We start from the raw sequence: 22968 nt of genomic DNA, 5'->3' as shown, positions 1-22968 counted from the left end.
CATGGGGAAGGGGTTCATGTAAAGAGACCTGGAGGGCGAGCTGGCACGATCGGTCGTCGACGTGCTCGGCGAGCCGGGCGCGGACGGCTGACCGCGCGCCGACCGGGAGGGCCCCGCGCCCGGGATCAGGTCACGCGGCCGTCGCCCGGACGGGACACGCGCAGCCAGCGGAAGCCGTACGCCGGCACCTCCAGTTCGACCTCGCCGTCCGGGCCCAGTGCGATCTCGGCAGGATCGAGGAGGTCGACGAGTCTCGCGCCCTCGGGCTCGTCCTGCACCCGGAACGATGTCGTGACCGGCACCTCCGCGAAGTTGTGGAGCGCGAGCATCCGTCCGACGTCTGCCGCGAGCGAGTGCACGAGAAGCGACGCGGCGGGCTGCTCGATGATCTCCAGCGTTCCCCATCCGAGCTCCGGCGAGATCCGATAGGCCGAGGTGAGCGACCGCACGAAATACAGCATCGACGCGCGGTCGCCGAGTTGCGCGGCGACGTTCACGTGCTCCGGCGCGTAGCCGTCGGCCGGCGGACGCGCGACGACGCGACGGGGCGCAGCATCCGAGAACCCCCCGTTGCGATCGGCCGACCACTGCATCGGCGTCCGCACGGATTCACGACCCGGGATCTCGATGTTCTCGCCCATGCCGATCTCCTCGCCGTAGAACAGCACGGGCGTTCCCGGCAGCGTGAAGAGCAGGCTGTACGCCATGCGGATGCGGCGCGGATCGCCCTCGAGCATCGGGGGGAGGCGGCGCGTGATGCCCCGCCCGAACACGCGCTGACGTTCGTCGGGCGCGAACGCGTCGAACACCTCCTGCCGTTCGCCGTCGCTGAGCTTGTCGAGGGTCAGCTCGTCGTGGTTGCGCAGAAAGTTCGCCCATTGCACCTCCGGGCCGAGCACCGGTCGGGCTCGCAGCGACGCGATCAGCGGAGCGGGGTCCCTGCGGGCGAGAGACAGATAGATCGACTGCATCCCGACGAAGTCGAACTGCATCGTGAGCTCGTCGCCGTCGTCACCGCCGAAGTACTGCACCTGGTCGTCATAGGGCAGATTCACCTCGCCGAGCAGGATCGCCTCGCTCGAGCGCCGCTGCAGGAACCGTCGCATGTCGCGCAGCAGATCGTGCGGCTCGGGGATGCCGGAGCCCTCGGGGATCTCGAGCAGGAACGGCACCGCGTCGACGCGGAAGCCCGAGATGCCCAGCTGCAGCCAGAACCCGATGACCTTGGCGATCTCGTCCCGCACCTTCGGGTTCGCGATGTTCAGGTCGGGCTGGTGCTCGTAGAAGCTGTGCTGGTACCACTGCCCGGACTTCTCGTCCTTGCCCCAGATGCCGTTCGCCTGCCCGGGGAAGACGGCGTTCTTCTGCCCCTTCGGAGGCGCGTCGTCACGCCAGACGTAGTAGTCGCGGTAGGGCGAGTCCACGCTGCGCGTGGCGGCGAGGAACCACGGATGCCGGTCGGAGGTGTGATTGACGACCAGGTCGACGATCACCCGCATCCCGCGATCGCGGGCGGTGCGGATCACCTCGACGAGATCGCCGTGCGTGCCCAGGCGCGGGTCGACGCCGTAGAAGTCGCTGACGTCGTAGCCGTCGTCGCGGTCGGGCGTCGGATAGAAGGGCATCAGCCACAGGCAGGTCACCCCGAGCTGCGAGAGGTAGTCGATGCGCTGCGAGAGACCCTGCAGATCGCCGACGCCGTCGCCGTTCGAGTCGAGGAACGTCTCGACGTCGAGGCAGTAGACCACCGCGGTCTTCCACCAGAGGTCGCTCGTGTCGGTGATCTTCACTGTCGCTCCTTCAGCGCGGGGATGAGCTCGGATGCCGCGGCGGCGAGGAAATGCGACTGCTCGGTGCCGACGTGGTGGAGGTACACGCGATCGAATCCGATCTCGACGAGGTCGGCGATGCGCCCCGCGAGTGCGGTCGCGTCGTGATCGACCAGCACGGCCGTGCGCAGCTGCTCCTCGTCGAGCCCGACCAGCGCGGCCTCGAAGTCCTCGGGCTGCTCGAGATCCCAGGTGAGCGGCGGTGCCAGCAGGCCGTTGCGCCACTGCTCGCGGGCGATCGCGAACGCCTCGTCGTCGCTCGGCGCCAGGCTGAGGTGCACCTGAAGGATGCACGGTCCTGTGCCGCCCGCCGACCGATAGGCGTCGACGACCCGCTGCAGCGCTGCAGGCTCCTGAGCCACCGTCGCGAGACCCTCCGCCCATGAGGCCGCCCACTCCGCGGTCTCGGCGCTGACAGCGGTCGCGAACAGGGGCGGCGGCTGCTCCGGCCTGCTCCACACGCGCGCCCGGTGCACGCGCACCAGCCCGTCGTGATCCACCTCCTCGCCCTCGATCAGGCGGCGGATCACGTCGACGCTCTCACGCAGCCGCGCGTTGCGGATGCTCTTGTCCGGCCAGCCGTCGCCCGTGACGTGCTCGTTCACCGCCTCGCCGCTGCCCATCGCCGCCCAGAAGCGACCGGGGAACATCTCCTCCAGCGTCGCGAACGCCTGCGCGATCATCACCGGGTGGTAGCGCTGACCCGGCGCATTGACCATCCCGATCGAGAAGCGGGTGCGGGCGAGCGCGGCGGCGATCCAGCTGAGCGCGAAACCCGACTCCCCCTGAGCCGTGGTCCACGGCGCGAGATGATCCGAGCACATCGCGCCGTCGAAGCCTGCGCGCTCCGCCTCGATCACGGCGGCGAGAAGCGCGCTCGGTGCCAACTGCTCGTGCGACGCATGAAAACCGATGAACTCCATGCGCCGAGTCTTGCAACCGACGGCGACGGATGGCAGTGGTGGACACCCCGCAGCGAGTCTGGAAGGATGCGACCTCGTCGGCCTCGGCTCAGCCGCCGGCGCTCACGATTCCGAGTTCGTACGCCAGGATCACCGCCTGCACGCGGCTGGGCAGATCGAGCTTGACCAGGATGCGCCCGAAATGGGCTTTGACGGTGGACTCGCTCAGGTGCAGGGCCTTCGCGATCTCGGCGTTGGTCAGGCCGCGCGCGACCTGCAGGAACACATCGCGTTCACGTGCGGTCAGCACCGAGAGTGCGCTCCGGCGTGCACGCTGATCGGCAGGCACGAGGTGCGGCAGAGCGACCTCGATGAGCTTCGCGGTGATGCGAGGAGCGACCACAGCCTCTCCCGTCGCGACGGTGCGGATCGCGGCGACGAGTTCGGCCGGTCGCGTGTTCTTCAGCAGGAAACCGGCGGCCCCGGCCCGGAGCGCTCCGAACGCGGACTCGTCGAGATCGTACGTGGTGAGCACGAGCACGCGGGTTCGCGGCAGACGCGCGCCGAGTTCCCGTGTGGCGCTGATGCCGTCCGTGCCCGGCATCCGCACGTCCATCAGGACCACGTCGGGTGTCGACGCGAGCGCCGCCTCGATGGCGGAGGCTCCGTCGTGCGCGTCGCCGACCACGACGATGTCGTCCTCCGCCTCGAGCACGAGACGCAGACCGTAGCGCACGAGCTCCTGGTCGTCGGCGATCAGCACGCGGATCCGCGACGCGGGTGGATCCTGGACGGTCATGGCGCCTCCATGTGCAGGATCGCGAGCACTCGCCATCCTCCGCCCGGTCGAGGGCCGGCCTCGACGTGACCCCCGTAGAACGCGGCGCGCTCGCGGATGCCGACCAGGCCGCGACCCTGACCACCCGTCTCGGCAGCAGGCGCCGACCGGTCTTCGACGAGGATCGAGACCTCGCCGTCGGCGGCAGCGACCCTGACGACCACTTCCTGCACGTCTCGGGCGTGCCGGAGGACGTTGGTCAGCGCCTCCTGCACGATGCGGTACACCGTGAGTCCCACCACGGCTTCGGCGTCGATGACGACGGTCTGCTCGAGCCTCACCGGCAGACCCGCTGCGCGGGATTCCGCGACGAGATCGGGTATCCCCTCGAGACCTGGCCGGACCGGATGGAGGCCGCTGGACGTGATCCCGTCGTCAACCCCGGTCAGCAGGCGACGCATCTCGACGAGAGTGCGGCGGCCGGTCTCCGCCACCCGGCCGATCGCGCGGCGCGCCTCCTCGGGTCGGGTCGCCGCGGACGCATGCGCACCGTCTGCGACGGCGATCATCACAGCGAGGCTGTGGGCGATCACATCATGCATCTCTCGCGCGATCCGCTCGCGTTCCAGCACGCCGGCGATCTCCGCCTCCTGATCGCGCTCACGGCGCATCTGCTCGGCTCGCTCCTCGAGCGCGCGCAACTCGCGTCGTCGGTGACCCACGTCGAGACCGACGAGGGTCGCGATGAGCGCGACGGCGATCACGACCGCGGAGATGCTGAGCCAGTCGAGCGGCCAGGCATCGTGATCGACCCGCGGAGCCAACCCGAGAAGCGGCGGACCGACTCGCACGCGGACAGCGAGCACCAGCGCAGCGATCGTTCCGGATACCGCGGCGGCGGCGAAGGCCAGCCACGAGCGCCAAGGACGGGCGACGACCCCGCTGCGGTACAGCGCCCACACCACCAGTACCGCTTCGGCGCCGGAACCGCCCGCGAAAGAGAGGGGCAGGAGCGCCAGCACAGCGATGAAGGCCGTGAGCGGGCGCCTCCGCGACACGACGACCGCGGCCACCCCGGCGAGGAAGAGCGCCACGAGCGCCCACATCGGAGCCATCAGGGAGGACTCGAGGGACAGATATCCCAGCACCGACGAGACGGCCGCGTATGCCCCGAGTACCAGCAGGTCGGATCGCAGCCGTCTCATACGTCTCGAGTGCGCAGGGCGACAGCACCCGCGGCGAGCGCGAGCACCGCCCAGATCGATGCGATCGCCCAGCCTGCCCCGACGCTGATGTGACCGGCCCACAGGTCGAGGAACGGTCCGCCCTCCGCGCCGACCCTGCTCATCGCGTCGCCCGCGTTGCCCAGCTGACCGATCCTGAGCACGCGCGAGAGCAGGCCGTAGGGCAGCAGCGACGTCAGGACAGGAAGCAGCAGTGTGGCGAGGAAGACGATGATCGCCCCCGCCGTGGTCGACCGCACCAGCGCCCCGATGCCGACCCCGAACAGCGCGCAGAGCCCGAGATACGCCGCCGAGCTGACCAGGGAGAGAACGACTCCCGGGGCGGCGAGCGAAGCCTCGAGACCGAACTGCGCGTAGATCGGTGTCGTGACGGCCCATGCGCTGAAGACGGTGAGCAGTGCGACGGCGGTCACGGCCGTCGCCGCCACGATCGCCTTCGCCCGAAGCACTCTCCCCCTGTCGGGCACCGCCACGAACGTGGACTGAACGGAACCCGACGCGTATTCGGCTCCGATCAGCATGACTCCGAGAATACCGGCGATGATCTGCCCCAGAACCACAGTCGGCACGGTGACGTCGGCCATCGTGCGTTCTATCGAAGGCACCGACGGCACCCCCGACGATTCCAGCGTCACCGCGAGGAAGAGGCTGCCTCCGACACCGATCAGGAAGATCGCGATCAGGGCGAGCGCAGCCGAGGGAAGACTGAGGAGCTTGATCCACTCCGAACGCACCACGCACCGGAAGGCCGGGCGGCGAGTGCGGGCATCCGCGCGCCGGGGGGTCGTCGTGATGGTCATCGGCGGGCTCCGTCTTCTGCATGCTGCGCGGTTGCGCGGTACTCGGTGTCGTGCGCCGTGAGGGCGAGATAGGCGTCTTCGAGCGACCCCTCGATCGTGGCGATCTCGTAGAGGACGATGCCCTCTTCCGCTGCCACGCGTGCGATCTCCTCTGCGGCGATGTTCGTGAGCTCCACTGCCTCTCCGACATGCGACGTGACTGTCGCTCCGGCACGTGAGATCAGGCCGATCAGTCGCTCCGCCTCGCGCGTGCGAACGCGGACCACCGCTCGGGTCACGCCGGCGACGACCTCGTGCAGAGGGCCGTCGGCGAGTATCGACCCGCGCCCGATGACGAGCAGATGGTCGGCTGTCTGGGTCATCTCGCTCATCAGGTGCGACGAGAGCAGCACGGTTCGGCCCTCTCCCGCGAGCTGCCGCAGCAGCCCCCTGATCCACAGGATGCCGTCGGGGTCGAGGCCGTTCACCGGCTCGTCGAGGATGATCGTCGGCGGGTCGCCCAACAGCGCGGCGGCGATGCCCAGCCGCTGGTTCATGCCGAGCGAGAACCCGCCGACCCGCTTGCCCGCCACAGCATCGAGACCCGCGAGTCCGATCACCTCGTGCACGCGGGCAGAGCCTATGCCGTGGGTGGCGGCGATCGCCAGCAGATGCTTATACGCAGTGCGGCGCCTGTGAGCAGACCGCGCGTCGAGCAGCACGCCCACTTCGCGCAGCGGCGCGGGCAGGGCCGCATACGGGCGGCCGTTCACCTCCGCCGTGCCCGCTGTGGGACGATCCAGCCCGACGACCATCCTCATGGTCGTCGACTTCCCCGCCCCGTTCGGGCCCAGGAACCCGGTGACCGCGCCCGGTCGGATCGTGAAGTCGATCCCGTTCACGGCCACCGTATCGCCGTAGTGCTTCGTCAGAGACTGAACTCGAATCATGTCGCGCCTTTCGTTCATCGTCGACGCTACGAACGACGAAGCACGGGCGCATCGGGCCACGGTCCTGAACAGGGCGACGCGGGCAGTACCAGGGTCCACACCGGGATGCGGTGCTCGACGCCGACGCTGCGACGCGCGACGGATCGACCCCGACCGGTCAGATGAGGTCGTAGAGTCCGCCGAACGGAGCGGCGAGGTCTCCGTCGTCACGCTCGTCGTACAGCACGGTCGAGACACTCACCGACGCGCGGCTGGAGGGTGTGACCAGCACGCTGTCTCTACGGTTGCCCGCGACGACGAGGTGGACGAAGCGGCCACCCGATGCGACGGCGTCTTCGATCTGCCTCATGACCTCGTCAGCATCCTGCCCCTGGGCGAGAAGGCTCACGTGTCCGTCGACGCTCACTTGCGTTTGCACCATGGTCTTGAGATCAGACATGCGAAAAATCGTAACGCGCCCGCTGGCTGGTCATAGCGGGTTGCGGTTCGGCGGCCGTTGTGCAACCGGACCCGCCGATGCGCGCACACGCGCGACGCGGCGAGCCGCGCGGCGCTCTGAGAGGATGAGCGGCATGATCACGGTTCATCTGCGCTACGAGATCGACCCCGACAAGCTCGACGACTTCACCGAGTACGGGCGGGCGTGGATCCGACTGGTGGCGAAGCACGGCGGAACCCACCACGGCTACTTCCTGCCGAGCGAGGGCGACAGCGATGAGGCGTTCGCACTGTTCACCTTCCCGTCGCTGGCCGAGTACGAGGTGTACCGCACGGCGTCGAAGACGGATCCCGAGTGCATGGCGGCGTTCGAGTTCGCGCGCCGGACGCGGTGCATACGACGCTACGAGCGCCGGTTCCTCAGCCCTGTCTTCTCGTCAGACGACGACTGACGGACGGCTGACGGGGGGCGTCGTCGCGGCGGTCGTGTCCCCCGAACGGCCTATACCGGGGGACGCGCGCATGCGAGAGGATGGCCTTTTCGACAGGCGGCGAGCGGCAGATGGGGCGCGATGAGGGGCACTCGATGACGGCATCCGAGCCGCCGACGGACGAACTCTCCGACTTCGCGGACCTCATGGCGCACGAGCAGGAGTTCGGCGATGACCGCGTCGATCCGGCTGTGCGCACCCGACGCAGGCGACGGACGCTCCTCATCACCGCCGCGTGCATCGTCGCGCTGCTGGCGGCGACCGGCGGCTACATCGGGTGGGCGCTGACGGCTCCGATGAATCCTCCCGAGATCACCGCTCGCGCACCGCAGGTGACGGCGGGAAGCGCTGCGGCCATCTCCACGCCGACGGCGACGGCTTCGGCCATCAGCATCGCGGGCGCGGATGCCTATCTCGGAGAGACGGCGAGCGGGATCTGGGCGACGACCGGGACGGGCGAGGCCCTCCCGATCGCGAGCATCACCAAACTCATCACCGCCCTCGTCATCCTCGACGCCGCACCGCTCACCTCCGCCGACGATCCCGGCCCGCTCATCACCTTCAGCAAGTCCGACCACGATCTCTACGACCAGTACTACGTGCAGGGCGCGACCATCGCGCCGATGCCCACCGGCACCACGATGTCGTTGCACGACGCCCTGGCCGTCATGCTCATCCCCTCCGCGAGCAACTACGCCGACGCGCTGTCCTCGCGGATCTTCGGCTCGCGGGGCGCCTTCCTCGCCGCGACGCGCGACTGGCTCGCATCGCACGGGCTCACCGGCACGACCGTCATCGAGCCGACGGGCATCAGCCCGCGCAACACGAGCACGCCGGCCGACCTGTTGGCGATCGCGAAGCTCGCCGCCGCGCATCCCGCGATCGCCTGGATCGTCGCGACCTCTTCCGTCACGATCCCCGGCGCCGGTCACCTGTACAACACCAACGCTCTTCTGGGCACTGCCGGGATCACAGGCCTGAAGACCGGGAACCTCGGCGACGGGACGCACAACCTCCTGTACACATCGAGACTCGACGTGGGCACGGGAGCACCCCTCGCCGTCACCGGGGTCGTGCTCGGCGGGGCGACGCGCGAGTCGGTCAACGCCACCGTGGTCGCGGCGCTCGAGAGCATCCGCTCCGGCTTCCACCAGGTTCCGGTCGCGACCGAAGGCCAGGAGGTCGGATCGATCTCGACCCCCTGGGGATCCGCGGCCACACTGGTCATCGACGAGAGCGCGTCGATCCTCACCTGGTCGGACACACCGATCGAGCTGACCATGGACATCGACACCCCGCCAACGTACAGCGACGGCACGGTGGTGGGGAGCGTCACGTGGACCGCCGGTCCGAACACCGTCACCGCTCCCGTGAGCATCACGGGAGACATCGACCCGCCCACCGAGTGGTGGCGCCTCACCCACCCGTCCGAGCTCGGCTCCGCGACGGATGCGCGGGGCTGACGCCGCTCGACAGGACGAAGGGCCGGGCGGGGCGCGTGCGCGGGCCGGCTCCTCGCCTCACCAGCCCAGCAGCGCAAGGACCCCGGCGGCGGCCGCCGCGACGGCGCCCGTCCACAGCACGATCGCGACGATCTGCCACAGGATGACCCACTCCTTGCGCACGCCGGACGCGACGAAGAAAGCGGCGGTCAGCATCGTCGGAAGCGCGATGGGCGCCAGGATGCTGGCGCCGGGGACTCCGAACCTGACCAGCCAGCGTCGCAGCTTCGTGCGCCCCTTGCCTCGACGAGTCGTCTCGTCGTCGTCCGTCGCCGCGATCGCGGACCCCGGGACGGCATCCGCATCGGACGCCGCGACCGTGGTGATCGTCGACGTCGCCGGTCGTGTGCTGTCGTTCACGGCGGCGGACGAGACCGCGTCCGTCCGCGATGCACGACGTGCCACGACCCCGCCGCGGATCCGCGAACCGAGGAGGACCACCGCGATCACGCAGAGCACGTTGCCGGCGATGGCGGCGAGCGCGGCGACGAGCGGGTGGATGCCGGCGATGATGCCGAACGCGGCTGCGCCCTCCCCTTCGATGTAGGGGATCGCCGCGACGAGCGCGACCATGACCGGCTGAAGGATCTCGGGAACCTGGGCGATGAAGTCCTGCAACCAGGGGTAGGGGTTGTCCATCTGCCACCTCTCACTCTCGTGCGCGGCCGACCGATCGGGGCCGCGGATATGAGGAGTCAAGACCGTGTGCTCACCACACGGTCAAACACGTGAACGCCGGTCGGTGCGGAGCCTTGACCCTGTGGTCGGAACATCGTCTTGAGTGTTCTCAGCGCGCGCGAAGACCGTGACGACGGGTCATGGCTGCGACGCTCACCACCGAAGGAGCACCATGTCGGAAGAACCCCTGATCGTCGAAGACACACTGCTCCTGCTGTTCCAGCCGGACTCGGGCACCATCGCCGGGGAGAACACCCTGTTCTACGTGCTCGGCGGCGCCGTGCTGGCCGACCTCGCATTCGCCGGTCGGGTCGAGGCCGAGGAGCACGGACCCTTCACCCGGGTGCGCGCGACCGGGGACGGCGATGCACCCGACCCGCTCGTCGCTCCGGCGTTGACTTCGCTGTCGAGGAAGCCGCAGGACGTGCAGGCTGTGCTCGCCGACATCGGCCCCCACCTGCGCGGCCCCGTGCTCGACCGGGTCGTCGCGCGCGGAGACCTGCACCGCACGGAAGGCAAGGTTCTGGGCCTGTTTCCGACCACGAGGATCTCACTCGCCGGCGACCGCCGCTCAGACCTCGTCCGCAGGGCGCGAGCCGTGCTGATCGACGGCGATGCCCCCGACCCGCGGATCGCAGCGACCATCGCCCTGTTGTCGGCGAGCGGTACCCTCCCCCAGTTCCATGCGGAGATCCCCTGGGGCAGCGATGTCTACACGCGGGCGAAGGCTCTCGAGAACGGCGACTGGGGCGCGGCGGCGACCTCGAGCGCCGTGGCGCGCACCATGAACGCCGTCATCATGAACACCGTGATCGCGTCGACCGTGCTGCCTCGCACCTGAGCCGGGCCGGGTCACCCCTCGGCGATCGTCGCCAGCGCGATGACGTGTGCGCGCGCGATCACGTCGAGCTGGGCGGGGTTGTAGAGCGCCGCGACCGACTCCGCCACCGCCTCCCACGTCATCTGCGGTCGTCCGCGGTGATGCGCCAGCGGATCCTGCAGCCACGGGTAGGCCGTGAGGTCGTGAGCGAGACCGACCGCGTACCGCTCCGCCATGCGGATCCGCGTCTGCTCGTCGGCATCCGGCGGCAGAGCATCGAAGTCGAGCCGCACGTCGGCCGGGTCGGACTCGAGCATCATCCGGATGTCGCGCATGGCCTCGTCGTCGTAGACCTGCGAGTAGATGAGCATCAGCGACCGCTCGGTCTCGGTGAGCCGAGCCGTGAGGTTCTCGAAACCCGGAGGAAGATCCGTCGACGTGGCGCCGTCGACGATCGTGCGGATCTGCGCCCGGGCCTGCTGCAGTCGCTCGATCGTGGCGGAGAGCTCGACGTCGATGTCCTGCAGCGCCGCGTGAGCGCGGTCATCACCGGCGGCGACTCGATCGATCTGGTCGAGGGGAACGCCGAGCTCACGCAGGCGGCGGATGCGGAGCAACTGCACTAGGTGGCTCACCTCGTAGCTCTTGTACCCGTTCGACGACCGGCTCGGCTGCGCGAGCAGGCCCACCCGGTGATAGTGCCGCACCGTGTTCACCGTGGTCCCGGCGAGGTCGGCGACCTCTCTCGTGCTCCATGCCATGACGCGTCCCGTCTCCCGCTGTCGGCCTCTCACTCATTCTGGCCCCGCTGCGTGCGGGAGGCGCAGCGACGTCGCGCAGTCCGGCGGGAGGTGTCCCCCCGTCAGTAGAGACCGTGTGGTCGGAACACGGTCAAGTCCGCGCTGCTCCGCATCGGGACGGATGCGTCGGCGTTCGACCAGCGGCGACAGCTCAGGGGAGCTGCGAGGTCGGAGCTTCAGCTCGCGATGTCGACGGCGCGTCGGTCACCTCTCGTGTTCGGCGAGCTGATCACGAGGAACCGCGTCTCCGCGGGGCCGGGGTTGAAGAAGCGGTGCGCGAGTCCGGTGGGGATCTCGATGCCCTGTCGGGTCCCGAGCTCGACGACGCCCTCGACGGTGTGCATCTGAGCGAGTCCCTCGAGCACGTAGAAGAACTGGGTCGCCGTGTCATGCACATGCCACTCTTCGCCGGCGCCGGCCGGCACTCGCTCCTCGATCACGGACAGTCCGGGGCTGTCGAGCAGTCGCCACCCGTCGGATACCTGGCCCCAGACGTAGTGATCAGCGGTCGTGACATCGACGGGTTCGGGCATTCTTCGATCCTCGCAGATGCACAAGACGTTGCTCGGCGCGCTGCCGCACCCACTCAGCGAGCTGAACGGATACGCATTCCCGCGGCTACGGCGTGACGTCCGCGTATTGCGCAGGCTCCCGCCGCAGCACGGGCAACACGCGCTCGCCCACGAGCATCGCCGCGCACCTGGTGACGTTCGCGCATCGGCAGTTGGCGCTCCTGTCTGCGGCCGATGGCGATCACGTCGCCCGGCAGCGGTTCATCGGCGGCAACCCCCACCTGCGGGAGGACACACCGATCACGGCGATCCGCGAGGGGCGTCAGGGAGAGGTCGCTGAGGCCGTCGAGGCGTTCATCAGCGGGGCCGTCGACGCGTGAGGGCCGAGCGGACCTGTGCCGTCACCGGTCTCAGACTCCTCTCAGAACCCGGTGACGTCTACGGCTTCCACGTCGGCAAGACCGAGTACCCACCGCTGTCGGCCGCGCCCCGCGATGCCTCCGAGAAGTGGCGGCAGACCTGGGGGCGCTACTACATGGGCCTCGGAGCTATCCCCGCAGGCTGGCGCTACGACCGTGGCATCACTCACATCTCACTGCCCGATCCCGGATGGCTCATCGACATCGAACACCCGGACTCGATCTCTTTCATCGAGCGCGAGCTCGCGGGCGTGCTGGCAGCACACCGATCCTCCTCGCCCGCGAAGCGAACGGTGGACTCGTCCAACTGCAGACCATCCACCCCGTCCACCTCCGCAGGCAGGGCGTCTTCGGCGTTCGCGGTTTCGCTCAATTCCGGGGTGCGCGCAACGACCGACCTACCCGACGCCGGAGCAGCTGCAGGCGTTGGACATGGTCACCGAGATGATGCGAGCGGGAACCGAGTACGGCGACCACCTCGGTTCACCGCGACAGGCTGATCACGAGGTTGGACGGGTGCTCCCTCGAGGCGTCGACTTCCACTCGTTCGCCTGTAGGATCAACATTCGCGCGCTCGCCCCTTATCGCGCACGCTCGACGCAGCGTGCCTGGGAGTTCTCGGACGACGATATCCAGGCGTTCCGGGATGAGCTGAAGAAGCGCTCGCTCGGCATCGCCTCCCACTGGCAGCACGAGGACGGTGGCCTTCCAGGTGTTCGACGCCCGCGTCTGAAGCGCGCTCTCAGAGTCCGCGGTGGACAGTCGGTGCTCATCGACAACGGTACGACGACACTGGCCGTTGCCCGCGAGCTCGCGGGGGCGGGAGTGACCGCTCTCGCTCTCTCGCTGCATGCCGCTGCCTCGCTCGCCTCCCGACCCGGCAACGAAGTCATCGTGCCCGGCGGCACGATCGCAGGCGACGATCTCTCGTTCACCGGCATCGGCGCCGTGGAGACCATCAGAGCGATGCGCTTCGACATCGCCTTCATCGGCGCCTGCTCCGCAGACCCCGCGCACGGCCTCACTGTCGCCACCTGGCCAGATGCACAGATCAAGCGTGCCGCTCTGGAGTCATCAGCCCGCACCGTCCTGGTCACCACCGCCGCGAAATTCTCCCGCACATCCGCGCACCGCTTCGGCTCCTACGGCGACCTCGACACGATCATCACCACCGCCGACGCACCAGTGAGCGCGATCTACGAAGCACGGCAGGCCGGCGTGGAGGTCATCACCGTTCCACTGTCGGCGATCCCCGACCACTAGACAGCGATCAGCGGTCGGAGGATGTCTGGTCCATCGCTACCTCACGCAGACGAGCGAGTCCAACCCACTCGTCGACCTCATCGGCGTCGTAGACCAGAGCGAGAGGCCCGGTGTAGCCGGATCCGACGACCGCGTCCAGCGAGCGCCGGAAGTCCTCTTCATCAACCCCTAGGCAAGGCTGACGGTGCGGACACCATCAGCCAACGCTGGACCGCATACGCGGCGAACGGACACGGCAACAACCGCGACCTCCGGGGCCTAAACCCGTCCACGTTTCGGTTCTCGGTGCTGCGGGTGTTCGACCCAGCGACTCCAGAACCGGTCATCAACGCGGCCGAGAGCCACTACAAGAGAGCCCTCGACTCACGCGATCATGGGCTGAACGCGAATTAGACGCCTCGCATGGGACACACTTACGGGATGGACACTTGCGAGGGCTCGCTTGCGCTCGTCATCATCGCCGGACCGCAGGCGTCCGGGAAAAGCACACTCGCCACCGCCCTGAGTGCGGAGCTGCGCCGTCGCGGTGAGCGAGTCGCTCTCGTCGAACTCGACCAGATCGCGGCGATGGCGCTCCCCACGCTCCCGAGCTGGCAGGCAGCGCACCAGATCTTCGAAACCGCGACCGAGCTCTGGGCGCGAACCGATCTCACGACTGTCATCGCGGAAGGATCCGGCTCACACGACGAAGTCTCGCGACTCCGAATGCAAGCGCCGCCCGGCGCGGTGATCGTCACAGTGGCGACCACGGTCGCCCTCGAGACCGCGATCGCTCGGGCGGAGGTGGACCCGGCAAGAGGAGTCTCGAAAGAAGAGAGCTTCCTCGAACGGGTCTACCGGCGGTGGCCCATCGAGCTTGAGCGCATCGTGCCGAATGTCCTGATCGAGATGGGCCACTGCACTGTCGAAGACGCGGTCGCGCGTGTCGACGCGGCGATAGGAAAGGCACGGCGTTAGCCCGTGCTCAGCCCCTTCTTACTTCCTTGTCTGGCCATTTACCGACGATAAGACCACTTGTCGCAACTATCCGGCGTGAGCTCGATCTCGACGGAACGACCGAGACGGATTAGCTCGGGACCGGGACAGAGTTTCGGCTCACGTCGATGCGGAACCCGGCAACCGCTCTACCGCGCGATGTCTACGGTCGAGTCATCAGGGCGCGCCGCCGGATGAAGCCGCCGCTACTTGATCGACCCTCGCATCACTCCGGAGATGACCCAGCGCTGAGAGAAGATGTACACGATGAGCAGGGGCGCCATGGCCATCAGGTATGACGCGAATGCCACGGTGTAGTCGGTGTTGTACTGCCCCTGGAACACGTACTGCGCGAGCGACAGCGTGCGGTCCGAGGGCGAGGTCAGCACCACGAGCGGCATGATGAAGTCGTTCCAGGCCCACACGCACGTCAGGATGCCGACCGTCGCGTTCATCGGCATGAGCAGCGGGAAGATGATCTGCCGGAACACCCGGAAGGTCGAAGCCCCGTCCATCCGTGCCGCCTCTTCGAGCTCGATCGGGATGGAACGGATGAAGGCGGTGTAGATGAAGATGTTGAGGCTGAGTCCGTAGATCGTGTAGAGGATGATCATGCCGGCCGGGGTGTCGAGACCGAGGAGTGCGGTCTGCTTGACGAGCGGCAGCATGATGATCGGGAACGGGATGAACAGGGCGGCGAGCAGGTAGTAGAAGACGCCCTTGAAGAACGGCCGGTGCAGGTTCCGCGCGAGGGCGTAGGCCACGAGCGAGCTCGTGAGCAAGGTGAAGACGACCGACCCCACCGTGATGATCGCCGTGTTGAGCAGCGCCTGTGGGAAGTCGGTGCGCTCCCATGCGACCGCGAAGTTGCCCCAGTTGATCGGCCAAGGCAGCTCGAACCCGGTGCCCGAGGCGAGCTGGTCGGGGGTCTTGAGCGCGACCGCGACCGCCAGGTACAGCGGCACGATCACGGTGAGCGAGCACACGGCGATGAGCGCGGTGGCCCACCAGTTGGTGCGTCGGGTGTCGGAGTCATCGCCGCCCTTGCCTGCGCCGAGGCGGCGCTTGCGGGGCACGACGAGCGCGCGGGTGGCCGGCGCCTCCTCGATCGGTGTGGTGACGGAACTGGACATCAGAAGTCGGCCTCTCTGCGCTGAAGGACCCGGAATTGGAGGAGCGAGACGATCGTGATCACGATGAAGAAGATCACGGCGTTGGCGGTCTGGTAGGCGAATTCGCCGCCCGAGAAGCCGCCTCGGAAGATGAGCATCGTCACCGACTCGGTGGACGTCCCCGGCCCTCCGTTGGTGAGGGCGATGATCGGGTCGAACACCTGCAGGAACCCCTTCAGGCTCAGCACCACGTTGATCGTGAAGAAGGCGCTGATGAGCGGGAAGGTGATGGAGCGGAACTGCCGCGCGGCGGTCGCTCCGTCGATCGAGGCCGCCTCGTAGATGTCTGCCGGGATCGTCTGGAGCCCCGCGAGATAGATGATGATCGAGAATGCGCAGGCCTGCCAGACCGCGAGGGCCACCACCGCAGTCCACGCCCACTCGGGGCTGGTGAGGATGTTGTCTCGGAACAGCGGGATGCCGGAGAGGATCTTGGGCAGCGAGTTCGAGAACAGGAACTGGAAGACGTAGCCGACCACCAGCACCGCGAGGATGTAGGGCACGAAGTAGACGCCGCGCCAGAAGTTGCGGGCCTTGATCTTCGCGTTGAGCCCCATCGCGATCGCCAGCGAGATCGCGTTGGTGATCACCGTGGCCACGATCGCGAACAGGAACGAGAAGCCGTAAGCCCGGAGCACCCGGTCGTCGCGGAAGATGTTGACGTAGTTGGCGATGCCGACGAAGTCCCACGTGCCGTATCCGGCGTAGTTCGTGAAGCTGAAGAAGATACCGATGATGACCGGCAGCGTGTGGAACAGGGCGAACGCGATGACCGCGGGCCACACGAACCAGTAGAACGCCCGCGGTGCGAGCTTCCTCCGCTGACGCGACGGCGCCGCTTCGACGGCCGCCTGCTCCGTCTTCACGGTGGATGTCGTGAGAATGGCCATCTCAGTCCTCCTCGGGTGTGATCGTGCGGGCGGCGACCTTGCGCCACTCGTTGTCTAGGGTTCGGAGTGCCGCATCCGCGTCTTCGTCGTAGAGGAACTGCTGCACGACACCGACGAGGGGGATCGCCGCGGGCACCTGGTGATCGATGAATCCGGTGATCTGTCCGTCGTCGAAGTACGGGGCGATCGACTGCAGGGCCGGGTCGTCGCTCAGCTCGGCGTCGACGACCGACGGGACCATGGTCTGCGAGGCGGCGAACCGTTCGATGATCTCGGGCTGGAAGAGGAACTCGATGAATCGCAGGGCCTCCTCGCGGTGGGGGGTGTCGCGGGCCATGGTCACGGCGACGTCGACGCCCGACACCAGCATCCGATCGGCGGGATCCTCCGGGACCGGGTACGGGAAGATCGCCGCATCGATGTCCGGATTGACGGCCTTCACCGGGCTGAGCGCCCAGATTCCCTGGAGCATCATCGCCGCGCCACCCTGTGCGAAGAGCGAGGTGCTGTCGTCGTATGAGGCTCCGCGGTACCCGTCCTGCGAGTACTGGAAGAGTTGGGCCTGACGCTCCATCGCCTCGGGGAAGTCGCTCTCGAACGACACGGGCGAATCCGGTCCGACCGACTCCCCCTCCGCGCGCATCTCGTCGAAGAACCCGTCCTGGCTGTAGTACGCGCCGATCCCGTTCCATGAGGGCATCGCTGTCCAGTTCTCGGCGAGCGAGGTGGCGAACGGGGTGATGCCCCGGTCGACGAGCGTGTCGCACAGGGTGATCAGCTCGTCCCAGGTCTCGGGCACCTCGAGCCCCTGCTCCTCGAAGATCGCCCGGTTGTAGATGATGCCGTTGGCGTTGTTCACATAGCCGAGGCTGTTCACCTCGCCCTCGGCGTTGCCGAGCTGCGCGAGGATCTCCTGGACGCCGGGGTTAATCGTGTCGAGGACCGGCTCGTCGGAGAAGTCGTAGAAGACCCCGGCCTCGGCGAGATCGCCGAAGTTGCCGTTGCCGTTCAGGGTGATGACGTCGGGGGTGCGGTCCTTGACGAGCAGGGTGCGGATCAGGGTCTCCGAGTCGGCGACCTGGTTCTGCACCACCCGGATGTCGGGGTTCTGCGCCTCGAACTCGGCGATGATCTCGTCGAAGTCCTCGAGCGCCTCACCCTTGAACTGGAAGAAGTCCAGTGTCGTGACCTCGGAGTCCGCGCTCGCGGCGCAGCCTCCCAGGGCTCCGGCGACAGCGACCACGGCGACAGCCGCGGCGACCCCTCGGAGCGGATGGATGATCTTCATGTGCTGCGCCTCCTTGCGCGAGTGGGAACCGGTCGAGACCGGGCCGGGTCAGTTGTGGGTGGTGACCTCGACCACGGTCGCTCGACCGGGGTACTGGACGGGGGGACGGATGCCGGCCACGGCGAGCTGGCGTCCGGTGAGCGCGACTCCCTGCTGCGCCCACGGCAGCTCCGACTGTCCTGCGTCGGGGCGCACCCCGACGGGAGCGGCGATCGCGACACGGTAGGTGCGGTCGGGGTCGAGCCCCGGGAATCGCACGCGACCGGCAGGGTAGGCGACCGAGGTCGCCTCCTGCGTGATCGTGAAGACGGCCTGGGAGGCGTCGGCGGCCACGATCCCGCGCACGTCGATCCCGTCATCCGTGCCGTCCACATGGACGACGCGCCCGGTGGCGACGAGCGGACGGATGCGCTTGGCGTAGTCGACCCAGGCGGCGATGCGCGCCCGATCGTCGGCGTCGGCGACCGAGATGTCGCGTTCGATGCCGAAGTGTCCGAGCAGGGCGATCGAGGCACTGAGATCGAGGTCCGTGACGCGACCGGTGGAGTGCACCGTCTCGCTGGTGATGTGCGCTCCCATGAGCTCCGGTGGCAGCAGCAGCCCGGTGTAGCGCTGAATGGAGAGGCGCTCGAGCGGGTCGAGGCAATCGCTCGTCCAGATGCGGTCCGTGCGCTCGAGGATGCCGAGGTCGACGCGAGCGCCTCCCGACGCGCAGCTCTCGATCTCGAGACCGGGGTGCTGCGCCTTGAGCTCGTCGAACAGACAGTACGCGGCGAGCGTGTGCTCGTGCACGAGGGGGCCAGCGCCCGGTCCGCGTCCGGCATCGACGAGGTCGCGGTTGTGATCCCATTTGAGGTATGCGATCGGGTACTCGTCGAGCAGCGCGTGCAGGCGCGCGGCGATGTATGCGTAGGCGTCGGGGTGGGCAAGGTTGAGCACCTGCTGCTGTCGGGCCGACGGCGGCAATTCGACCCGCGTGCGCAGGATCCAGTCCGGGTGCTGTCGCGCGATGTCGCTGTCGGGATTCACCATCTCGGGCTCGACCCAGAGGCCGAACTCCATGCCGCGCGCCCGCACGTGGTCGACGAGAGGATGCAGGCCCTCGGGCCATACGGTCTCATCGACGTGCCAGTCGCCGAGGCCCGAGGTGTCGTCGCGGCGTCCGCGGAACCAGCCGTCGTCGAGCACGAAACGCTCGATGCCCACCTCCGACGCGGCATCCGCCAGGTCGGTCAGGCGGGCGAGGTCGTGGTCGAAGTACACCGCCTCCCACGTGTTCAGCGTGACGGGACGGGGCCGCTGCGGGTGCTGCGGGCGGGCCCGCAGCTCGTCGTGGAACCGCCAGGATAGCTCGTTGAGACCGTCTCCCCAGGAGCCGATGATCCAGGGCGTCGTCAGTGCCGAGCCGGGCTCGATCGTGATCTCGCCCGAACCGTAGAGCTCACCACCGGCGAGGAACGCCTCACCAGTGACGATGCGCTCGGCGAGCAGGGTGTGGTTGCCGCTCCAGGCGACGTGGATGCCGTGCACGCGTCCTGTCTCGAACCCGAAGCCCGGTCGTCCTGCGCAGAACAGCAGGGTCGCGTCGGCACCGGGGCGTCCGCGCCGGCTGTCTCGGCTGTAGCTCCCAAACGTGAAGTCGTGGCGCTGCGGCGAGCGCTCGCGCAGATGGCGCCCCGTGGTGTCGAGGATCTCGGTCGCATCCCACGGGAGCGGGAAGGCCGCGGTGAGCCGCTGCACCATGTACGGGCTCGTGCCGCTGTTGCGCAGGGTGATGCGCTGATGGAACAGGCCACCGTGGCCGACGCGGAGCTCGAGGGTCGCGGCGAGCCGTCCCGCGTCGTCGGTCAGCGAGATGCGCGCGGAATCGCTCGTGGCGTCGACGCCGGACACGGCCCAGCGGATGCTCGCGCCGTTGCCGTCTCGATGTCCCTCGATGCCCGGGGTGCCGAGCCATCCGTGCGCCGGTGTGGGAAGGACCGATAGGACGGGCGTGACGTCGAGGCCACCGGACACGCGCTGAGGCGCCGCCGCCAGGGCGAGGCCGCACAGAGTGGTCGGATCGGCATCCCCCAGGTCTTCGCCCCAGTGCACGATCGAGGGCGGCGAGACCATCGAGACCACGACGCTGGTTCCACCGGCACGCAGGTGCAGGACGTCCACGTCGCGAGCGTCCAGCGGGGCAGACGGTTCGAGGATCACGTCATTGGAATGCATGGATTGTTTCTATCACGGAACCAATTAAGAGGTCAAGAGCCCGAAAGCGCGGTCGGGGATCCATCGATATATGCCATGATGAAAGAAACGAGGAGGTTCCCGTGCTATCAGAAAGCGAGGCAGCGGTCGCGAAGACCGTGCTGATCCACGGCCCGATCTCTCGAACAGCGCTGGCCACCCGCCTCGGGCTCTCGCCCGCGAGCCTCACCCGCCTGACACGCCCGTTCGTCGACCGCGGGATCCTGATCGAACTCGACGACGTCGCTGAGGGGGTCGGCCGACCGTCCAGGCCTCTGGAGATCTCCTCGGATCTCGGCAGCTTCGTCGGCGTGAAGATCACCGGCGAGCATGCGTATGCGGTGTTGACGGATGTTCGCGCCCGCCTGATCGGTGAGCACGTCGTCGCACTCGAGTCGCACGAGCCCGCAGATGTGCTCGACGCGGTGCAGACCGCCGTCGAGCGGGTCTCCGGGACGACCTCTCCCCCGGTGGGCATCGGCGTGAGCCTCGGCGGTATCACCGACGGCACCGTCGTGGAATGGGCCTCCTTCCTCGAGTGGACCGACGTGCCGTTCGGCGCGATGCTCGAGGACGCGACAGGCCTCCCCGTGCGCGTCGAGAACGACCTGATCGCCCTCACCGAGGCGGAGCGCTGGTTCGGGGCGGGCAGAGGCCTCGACGGATTCTCCGTGATCACCATCGGCGCCGGCGTGGGTTACGGACTGGTCGCCGGTGGAGCCGTCCTGCGCACGCCCGACGCGGGGATAGGTCTCGGAGGACACATCCCCCTCGACCCGCACGGCCCCATCTGTCAGGAGGGGCACCGCGGATGCTCGCAGGCGATGCTCACGTCAGGATCCATCGCCTCCCAGGCGACGATGGCGCTCGGCCGACCGCTCATCTACGACGAGGCTCTCGATGCCGCGGAGTCGGGTGACCCCGCGGCATCCGCCATCGTCCACGACAGCGCTCGCGCCCTCGGGCGCCTCATCGCCCTGTCGGCGAACCTCACACTGTATTCCGACGTCGTGCTGGCGGGCGAGGGGATGAGGCTCTTCGACGTCGCCGAGGAGACGGTGCGCGCGACCGTTCTCGACTCACGCGACCCCCGCGCCTCCGAGGTGCGCCTGCACATCGACGACAGCGGATTCACCGGCTGGGCGCGGGGCGCGGCCGCCGTCGCCATCCAGGACGCGTTCGTCAGACTCGACTGAAGGTCGGCTCTGGGCCGGGATTCTGAGTTTCCCGCCCCGACAGGTCAGCCATCTCGTCGCTATGCCGAGTGCGATGGCGGGTTTACGTCGGGCCACTGCCGAAATCTGCACCACCAATGCACCACGCCCCACCCCGGACACGGAAAAACCCCCGATTTCTCGGGGGTTTCCATGGCGGTGACGGTGGGATTTGAACCCACGGTAGGGGGTTACCCTACACAACTTTTCGAGAGTTGCACCTTCGGCCGCTCGGACACGTCACCGCGGACTAGCTTACGACACCGCAGGCCGCGGCGCGAATCGGAGCGCCGCGCAGCATCCGCGGCGGGTTCGTGGCGAAACCGCGTTCTCTCGGCGAGACCGACGCGCAGGACGTGGGTCTGGGCGACAGAAGCGGGTTTCACCGCGAGATCTTTTGACCGGTCGCACCCTCCGGCGAACTCCTCACCTCCAAGTTAGGCTGTCCTAAAGGCAGAGCGCGGAGGGGATGCAATGGGCTTCATCACATCGGAGGCACTGGCGGAGACCGGCTACGTCGTGCTCGACGACCACGACCAGGCCTCCGATCCCGCCGAGTGGCTCGATCTCGAGTACATCGGCTGGCGCTCGTCGGGCGTCACGCGATTCGCCCCGCTCGCGAGCTACGCCGGCCAGATCGAGTGCAACGGCTTCTGGAACCACACTCCTCCTCGCACCGACAAGGACGGCGTGTGGGTCGAGTCGCAGGTCGCGATCGCCCCGACCCTGCAGCGCCGCGCGCTCGAACCCGGTGCCGGGGTGGGGCGCTGCCGGGTCATCGAACTGCAGCCCAACGAGTACGCGGATGCGGTCTACAACCTGCACCAGGACGACAACAACCGACTCAACGTCGACGGCACCGGCTGGGTCGTGCGCGGTTACTACAACCTCTCCGACGACGCCGACTCGCTGCTGCTGCTGCGCTCCGACCGCTTCGACCCCGCGACCGAGATCCGCCTGCCGCTGCGCGAAGGGTCGCGCATCATCGTCGACACGCAGCGCTTCTGGCACGCGGTCTGGCACCGCGGCACGGCCCCGCGCTACGCCCTGATCACGTCCTGGACATCGGGTCCCGAGCTCGACGCCTACATCCAGGAGAATCACGGCGACCCGCATCCGCCGACCGTCGACCTCGATGCGCGGCTGGTCGACGACGCCCAGGTCGAGCTGCACCGCCGCATCGAGGAGCGCCGCCGCGTCTTCGAGGCCATGGGCGTCGTCATGGAGCCACGGGCCGACCTCAGCCGCTGACGGCGACTCTCGCGACGTTTCGTCGCGGTGCTTCGCTCCTCGCTCAACGACCGGACCACCCACCCCGTTTCGTCTCGGGGCTCCGCTCCTCGCTCAACGACCGGACAGCCCACCCCGCTTCGCTCCTCGCTCAACGACCGGACCACCCATCCCGCTTCGCTCCTCGCTCAACGACCGGAACCGCACCGACCCGGTCGTTGAGCGAGGACGGCGAAGCCGACCGAGACGAAACGCGCTCACACGCCAGCGACGGTACGCCCGTCTTCCAGCCTGACCACCCGGTCGACGGTCCCCGTGGGCGGGGCGACGTGCGAGATCAGCAGCACCGACTGGTCGCCCGCGGCACCCAGCAGGTCGCGCAGCAGTGCATCGGATGCCTCCGGGTCGACCCCGGCCGTCGGCTCGTCGAGCACGAGCACGGGGAAACCCCTGAGCAGGGCGCGCGCGAGGGCGATCCGCTGCGCCTGACCTCCCGACACCAGCCCGCCGCGGTCGCCGACGCGCGCGTCGAGCCCGCCGCGCTCGCGCACCCACGGGC

23 protein-coding genes and 1 tRNA gene are annotated in these 22968 nt (G+C 68.3%); 8 read left to right on the top strand and 16 right to left on the bottom strand.

Features of this window, described 5'->3' with window-relative positions:
* Positions 1–125: 125 nt before the first annotated feature.
* The 7 genes from RWO82_RS10205 to RWO82_RS10175 form a co-directional block, all read right to left on the bottom strand.
* Positions 126–1790: an alpha-amylase family protein gene (locus RWO82_RS10205; protein ID WP_314426442.1), complete on the bottom strand. Its 1665-nt coding sequence runs from the start codon at positions 1788–1790 to the stop codon at positions 126–128.
* The gene (locus tag RWO82_RS10200; RefSeq protein ID WP_314426439.1) at positions 1787–2752 is read right to left on the bottom strand and encodes a TIGR03885 family FMN-dependent LLM class oxidoreductase; all 966 of its coding nucleotides are present in this window, start codon (positions 2750–2752) and stop codon (positions 1787–1789) included. Before RWO82_RS10200 ends, RWO82_RS10205 begins: the two co-directional genes overlap by 4 nt.
* Before the next feature lie 88 nt (positions 2753–2840).
* Positions 2841–3530 (bottom strand): response regulator transcription factor, encoded by a 690-nt coding sequence (locus tag RWO82_RS10195; RefSeq protein WP_314426436.1) that lies wholly within the window; start codon positions 3528–3530, stop codon positions 2841–2843.
* Entirely contained in the window at positions 3527–4714 is a 1188-nt protein-coding gene (locus RWO82_RS10190; RefSeq protein ID WP_314426433.1) for a histidine kinase, read from the bottom strand. Before RWO82_RS10190 ends, RWO82_RS10195 begins: the two co-directional genes overlap by 4 nt.
* Positions 4711–5553, bottom strand: a complete 843-nt coding sequence (locus tag RWO82_RS10185) for a hypothetical protein (protein WP_314426430.1) — start codon at positions 5551–5553, stop codon at positions 4711–4713. Before RWO82_RS10185 ends, RWO82_RS10190 begins: the two co-directional genes overlap by 4 nt.
* Positions 5550–6482 carry an ATP-binding cassette domain-containing protein gene (locus RWO82_RS10180; RefSeq protein WP_314426428.1) on the bottom strand — a complete coding sequence of 311 codons (933 nt, stop codon included), beginning with the start codon at positions 6480–6482 and terminating at the stop codon, positions 5550–5552. The genes RWO82_RS10185 and RWO82_RS10180 overlap by 4 nt, the downstream gene beginning before the upstream one ends.
* 157 nt (positions 6483–6639) lie before the next feature.
* The gene (locus RWO82_RS10175) at positions 6640–6921 is read right to left on the bottom strand and encodes a hypothetical protein (protein ID WP_314426425.1); all 282 of its coding nucleotides are present in this window, start codon (positions 6919–6921) and stop codon (positions 6640–6642) included.
* 133 nt (positions 6922–7054) lie between these two features.
* On the opposite strand from RWO82_RS10175, the gene RWO82_RS10170 reads away from it, so the two are divergent.
* Positions 7055–7372, top strand: coding sequence for an NIPSNAP family protein (locus tag RWO82_RS10170; protein ID WP_314426422.1), 318 nt, complete (start codon positions 7055–7057; stop codon positions 7370–7372).
* Between the two features lie 80 nt (positions 7373–7452).
* A complete protein-coding gene (locus tag RWO82_RS10165) occupies positions 7453–8874 on the top strand; it encodes a D-alanyl-D-alanine carboxypeptidase (protein ID WP_314426421.1) in 1422 nt (473 codons plus the stop codon).
* Positions 8875–8931: 57 nt separating this feature from the next.
* Here the strand turns inward: RWO82_RS10165 and RWO82_RS10160 are convergent, their stop codons facing one another.
* On the bottom strand, positions 8932–9552 hold the full coding sequence (locus RWO82_RS10160; protein WP_314426419.1) for a small multidrug efflux protein: 621 nt from the start codon (positions 9550–9552) through the stop codon (positions 8932–8934).
* Positions 9553–9763: 211 nt separating this feature from the next.
* Here RWO82_RS10160 and RWO82_RS10155 point away from each other — a divergent pair, with 211 nt between their 5' ends.
* A complete protein-coding gene (locus RWO82_RS10155; protein ID WP_314426417.1) occupies positions 9764–10432 on the top strand; it encodes a GPP34 family phosphoprotein in 669 nt (222 codons plus the stop codon).
* Positions 10433–10443: 11 nt separating this feature from the next.
* Here the strand turns inward: RWO82_RS10155 and RWO82_RS10150 are convergent, their stop codons facing one another.
* Together RWO82_RS10150 and RWO82_RS10145 are read right to left on the bottom strand one after the other, a co-directional pair.
* A complete protein-coding gene (locus tag RWO82_RS10150) occupies positions 10444–11172 on the bottom strand; it encodes a MerR family transcriptional regulator (protein WP_314426416.1) in 729 nt (242 codons plus the stop codon).
* 215 nt (positions 11173–11387) lie between these two features.
* Positions 11388–11744, bottom strand: coding sequence for a cupin domain-containing protein (locus RWO82_RS10145; RefSeq protein WP_314426415.1), 357 nt, complete (start codon positions 11742–11744; stop codon positions 11388–11390).
* Between the two features lie 92 nt (positions 11745–11836).
* Here RWO82_RS10145 and RWO82_RS10140 point away from each other — a divergent pair, with 92 nt between their 5' ends.
* The 3 genes from RWO82_RS10140 (at position 11837) to RWO82_RS10130 (ending at position 14362) form a co-directional block, all read left to right on the top strand.
* Complete coding sequence (locus tag RWO82_RS10140; protein ID WP_314426414.1) at positions 11837–12103, top strand: hypothetical protein; 267 nt, start codon at positions 11837–11839, stop codon at positions 12101–12103.
* 471 nt (positions 12104–12574) lie between these two features.
* Complete coding sequence (locus RWO82_RS10135; protein ID WP_314426412.1) at positions 12575–13405, top strand: DeoR/GlpR family DNA-binding transcription regulator; 831 nt, start codon at positions 12575–12577, stop codon at positions 13403–13405.
* Positions 13406–13825: 420 nt separating this feature from the next.
* Entirely contained in the window at positions 13826–14362 is a 537-nt protein-coding gene (locus tag RWO82_RS10130) for a hypothetical protein (RefSeq protein ID WP_314426410.1), read from the top strand.
* A gap of 224 nt (positions 14363–14586) precedes the next feature.
* Here RWO82_RS10130 and RWO82_RS10125 read toward each other — a convergent pair whose 3' ends face one another.
* The 4 genes from RWO82_RS10125 to RWO82_RS10110 are packed head-to-tail and all read right to left on the bottom strand — an operon-like array spanning position 14587 to position 19947.
* Positions 14587–15513: a carbohydrate ABC transporter permease gene (locus tag RWO82_RS10125; RefSeq protein ID WP_314426407.1), complete on the bottom strand. Its 927-nt coding sequence runs from the start codon at positions 15511–15513 to the stop codon at positions 14587–14589.
* Complete coding sequence (locus RWO82_RS10120) at positions 15513–16442, bottom strand: sugar ABC transporter permease (RefSeq protein WP_314426404.1); 930 nt, start codon at positions 16440–16442, stop codon at positions 15513–15515. Before RWO82_RS10120 ends, RWO82_RS10125 begins: the two co-directional genes overlap by 1 nt.
* Before the next feature lies 1 nt (position 16443).
* A complete protein-coding gene (locus tag RWO82_RS10115) occupies positions 16444–17730 on the bottom strand; it encodes an extracellular solute-binding protein (RefSeq protein WP_314426401.1) in 1287 nt (428 codons plus the stop codon).
* Positions 17731–17778: 48 nt separating this feature from the next.
* Positions 17779–19947: an alpha-galactosidase gene (locus RWO82_RS10110; RefSeq protein ID WP_314426398.1), complete on the bottom strand. Its 2169-nt coding sequence runs from the start codon at positions 19945–19947 to the stop codon at positions 17779–17781.
* 101 nt (positions 19948–20048) lie between these two features.
* On the opposite strand from RWO82_RS10110, the gene RWO82_RS10105 reads away from it, so the two are divergent.
* On the top strand, positions 20049–21161 hold the full coding sequence (locus tag RWO82_RS10105; protein WP_314426395.1) for an ROK family transcriptional regulator: 1113 nt from the start codon (positions 20049–20051) through the stop codon (positions 21159–21161).
* A 172-nt stretch (positions 21162–21333) separates the two neighbouring features.
* Here the strand turns inward: RWO82_RS10105 and RWO82_RS10100 are convergent.
* A tRNA-Ser gene (locus RWO82_RS10100) sits at positions 21334–21424 on the bottom strand.
* A gap of 229 nt (positions 21425–21653) precedes the next feature.
* Here RWO82_RS10100 and RWO82_RS10095 point away from each other — a divergent pair.
* Positions 21654–22430, top strand: coding sequence for a hypothetical protein (locus tag RWO82_RS10095; RefSeq protein WP_314426393.1), 777 nt, complete (start codon positions 21654–21656; stop codon positions 22428–22430).
* Positions 22431–22666: 236 nt separating this feature from the next.
* On the opposite strand, the gene RWO82_RS10090 is transcribed toward RWO82_RS10095, so the two are convergent.
* On the bottom strand, positions 22667–22968 hold a 302-nt coding region (locus tag RWO82_RS10090; RefSeq protein WP_314426390.1), incomplete at its 5' end, for an ATP-binding cassette domain-containing protein.

It is taken from the genome of uncultured Microbacterium sp. (assembly GCF_963521645.1).
Taxonomy (GTDB): Bacteria; Actinomycetota; Actinomycetes; order Actinomycetales; family Microbacteriaceae; genus Microbacterium.
This window is presented reverse-complemented; position numbering and strand designations above follow the sequence as displayed.

What these genes read in the sequence shown, in the direction of transcription:
- RWO82_RS10095 (WP_314426393.1), top strand. Translation starts at nt 21,654, where the DNA reads ATGGGCTTCATCACATCGGAGGCACTGGCGGAGACCGGCTACGTCGTG.
- RWO82_RS10135 (WP_314426412.1), top strand. Translation starts at nt 12,575, where the DNA reads ATGGTCACCGAGATGATGCGAGCGGGAACCGAGTACGGCGACCACCTC.
- RWO82_RS10145 (WP_314426415.1), bottom strand. Translation starts at nt 11,744, where the DNA reads ATGCCCGAACCCGTCGATGTCACGACCGCTGATCACTACGTCTGGGGC.
- RWO82_RS10155 (WP_314426417.1), top strand. Translation starts at nt 9,764, where the DNA reads ATGTCGGAAGAACCCCTGATCGTCGAAGACACACTGCTCCTGCTGTTC.
- RWO82_RS10130 (WP_314426410.1), top strand. Translation starts at nt 13,826, where the DNA reads ATGGACACTTGCGAGGGCTCGCTTGCGCTCGTCATCATCGCCGGACCG.
- RWO82_RS10170 (WP_314426422.1), top strand. Translation starts at nt 7,055, where the DNA reads ATGATCACGGTTCATCTGCGCTACGAGATCGACCCCGACAAGCTCGAC.
- RWO82_RS10125 (WP_314426407.1), bottom strand. Translation starts at nt 15,513, where the DNA reads ATGTCCAGTTCCGTCACCACACCGATCGAGGAGGCGCCGGCCACCCGC.
- RWO82_RS10160 (WP_314426419.1), bottom strand. Translation starts at nt 9,552, where the DNA reads ATGGACAACCCCTACCCCTGGTTGCAGGACTTCATCGCCCAGGTTCCC.
- RWO82_RS10190 (WP_314426433.1), bottom strand. Translation starts at nt 4,714, where the DNA reads ATGAGACGGCTGCGATCCGACCTGCTGGTACTCGGGGCATACGCGGCC.
- RWO82_RS10195 (WP_314426436.1), bottom strand. Translation starts at nt 3,530, where the DNA reads ATGACCGTCCAGGATCCACCCGCGTCGCGGATCCGCGTGCTGATCGCC.
- RWO82_RS10150 (WP_314426416.1), bottom strand. Translation starts at nt 11,172, where the DNA reads ATGGCATGGAGCACGAGAGAGGTCGCCGACCTCGCCGGGACCACGGTG.
- RWO82_RS10115 (WP_314426401.1), bottom strand. Translation starts at nt 17,730, where the DNA reads ATGAAGATCATCCATCCGCTCCGAGGGGTCGCCGCGGCTGTCGCCGTG.
- RWO82_RS10120 (WP_314426404.1), bottom strand. Translation starts at nt 16,442, where the DNA reads ATGGCCATTCTCACGACATCCACCGTGAAGACGGAGCAGGCGGCCGTC.
- RWO82_RS10185 (WP_314426430.1), bottom strand. Translation starts at nt 5,553, where the DNA reads ATGACCATCACGACGACCCCCCGGCGCGCGGATGCCCGCACTCGCCGC.
- RWO82_RS10165 (WP_314426421.1), top strand. Translation starts at nt 7,453, where the DNA reads ATGGCCTTTTCGACAGGCGGCGAGCGGCAGATGGGGCGCGATGAGGGG.
- RWO82_RS10110 (WP_314426398.1), bottom strand. Translation starts at nt 19,947, where the DNA reads ATGCATTCCAATGACGTGATCCTCGAACCGTCTGCCCCGCTGGACGCT.
- RWO82_RS10200 (WP_314426439.1), bottom strand. Translation starts at nt 2,752, where the DNA reads ATGGAGTTCATCGGTTTTCATGCGTCGCACGAGCAGTTGGCACCGAGC.
- RWO82_RS10175 (WP_314426425.1), bottom strand. Translation starts at nt 6,921, where the DNA reads ATGTCTGATCTCAAGACCATGGTGCAAACGCAAGTGAGCGTCGACGGA.
- RWO82_RS10180 (WP_314426428.1), bottom strand. Translation starts at nt 6,482, where the DNA reads ATGATTCGAGTTCAGTCTCTGACGAAGCACTACGGCGATACGGTGGCC.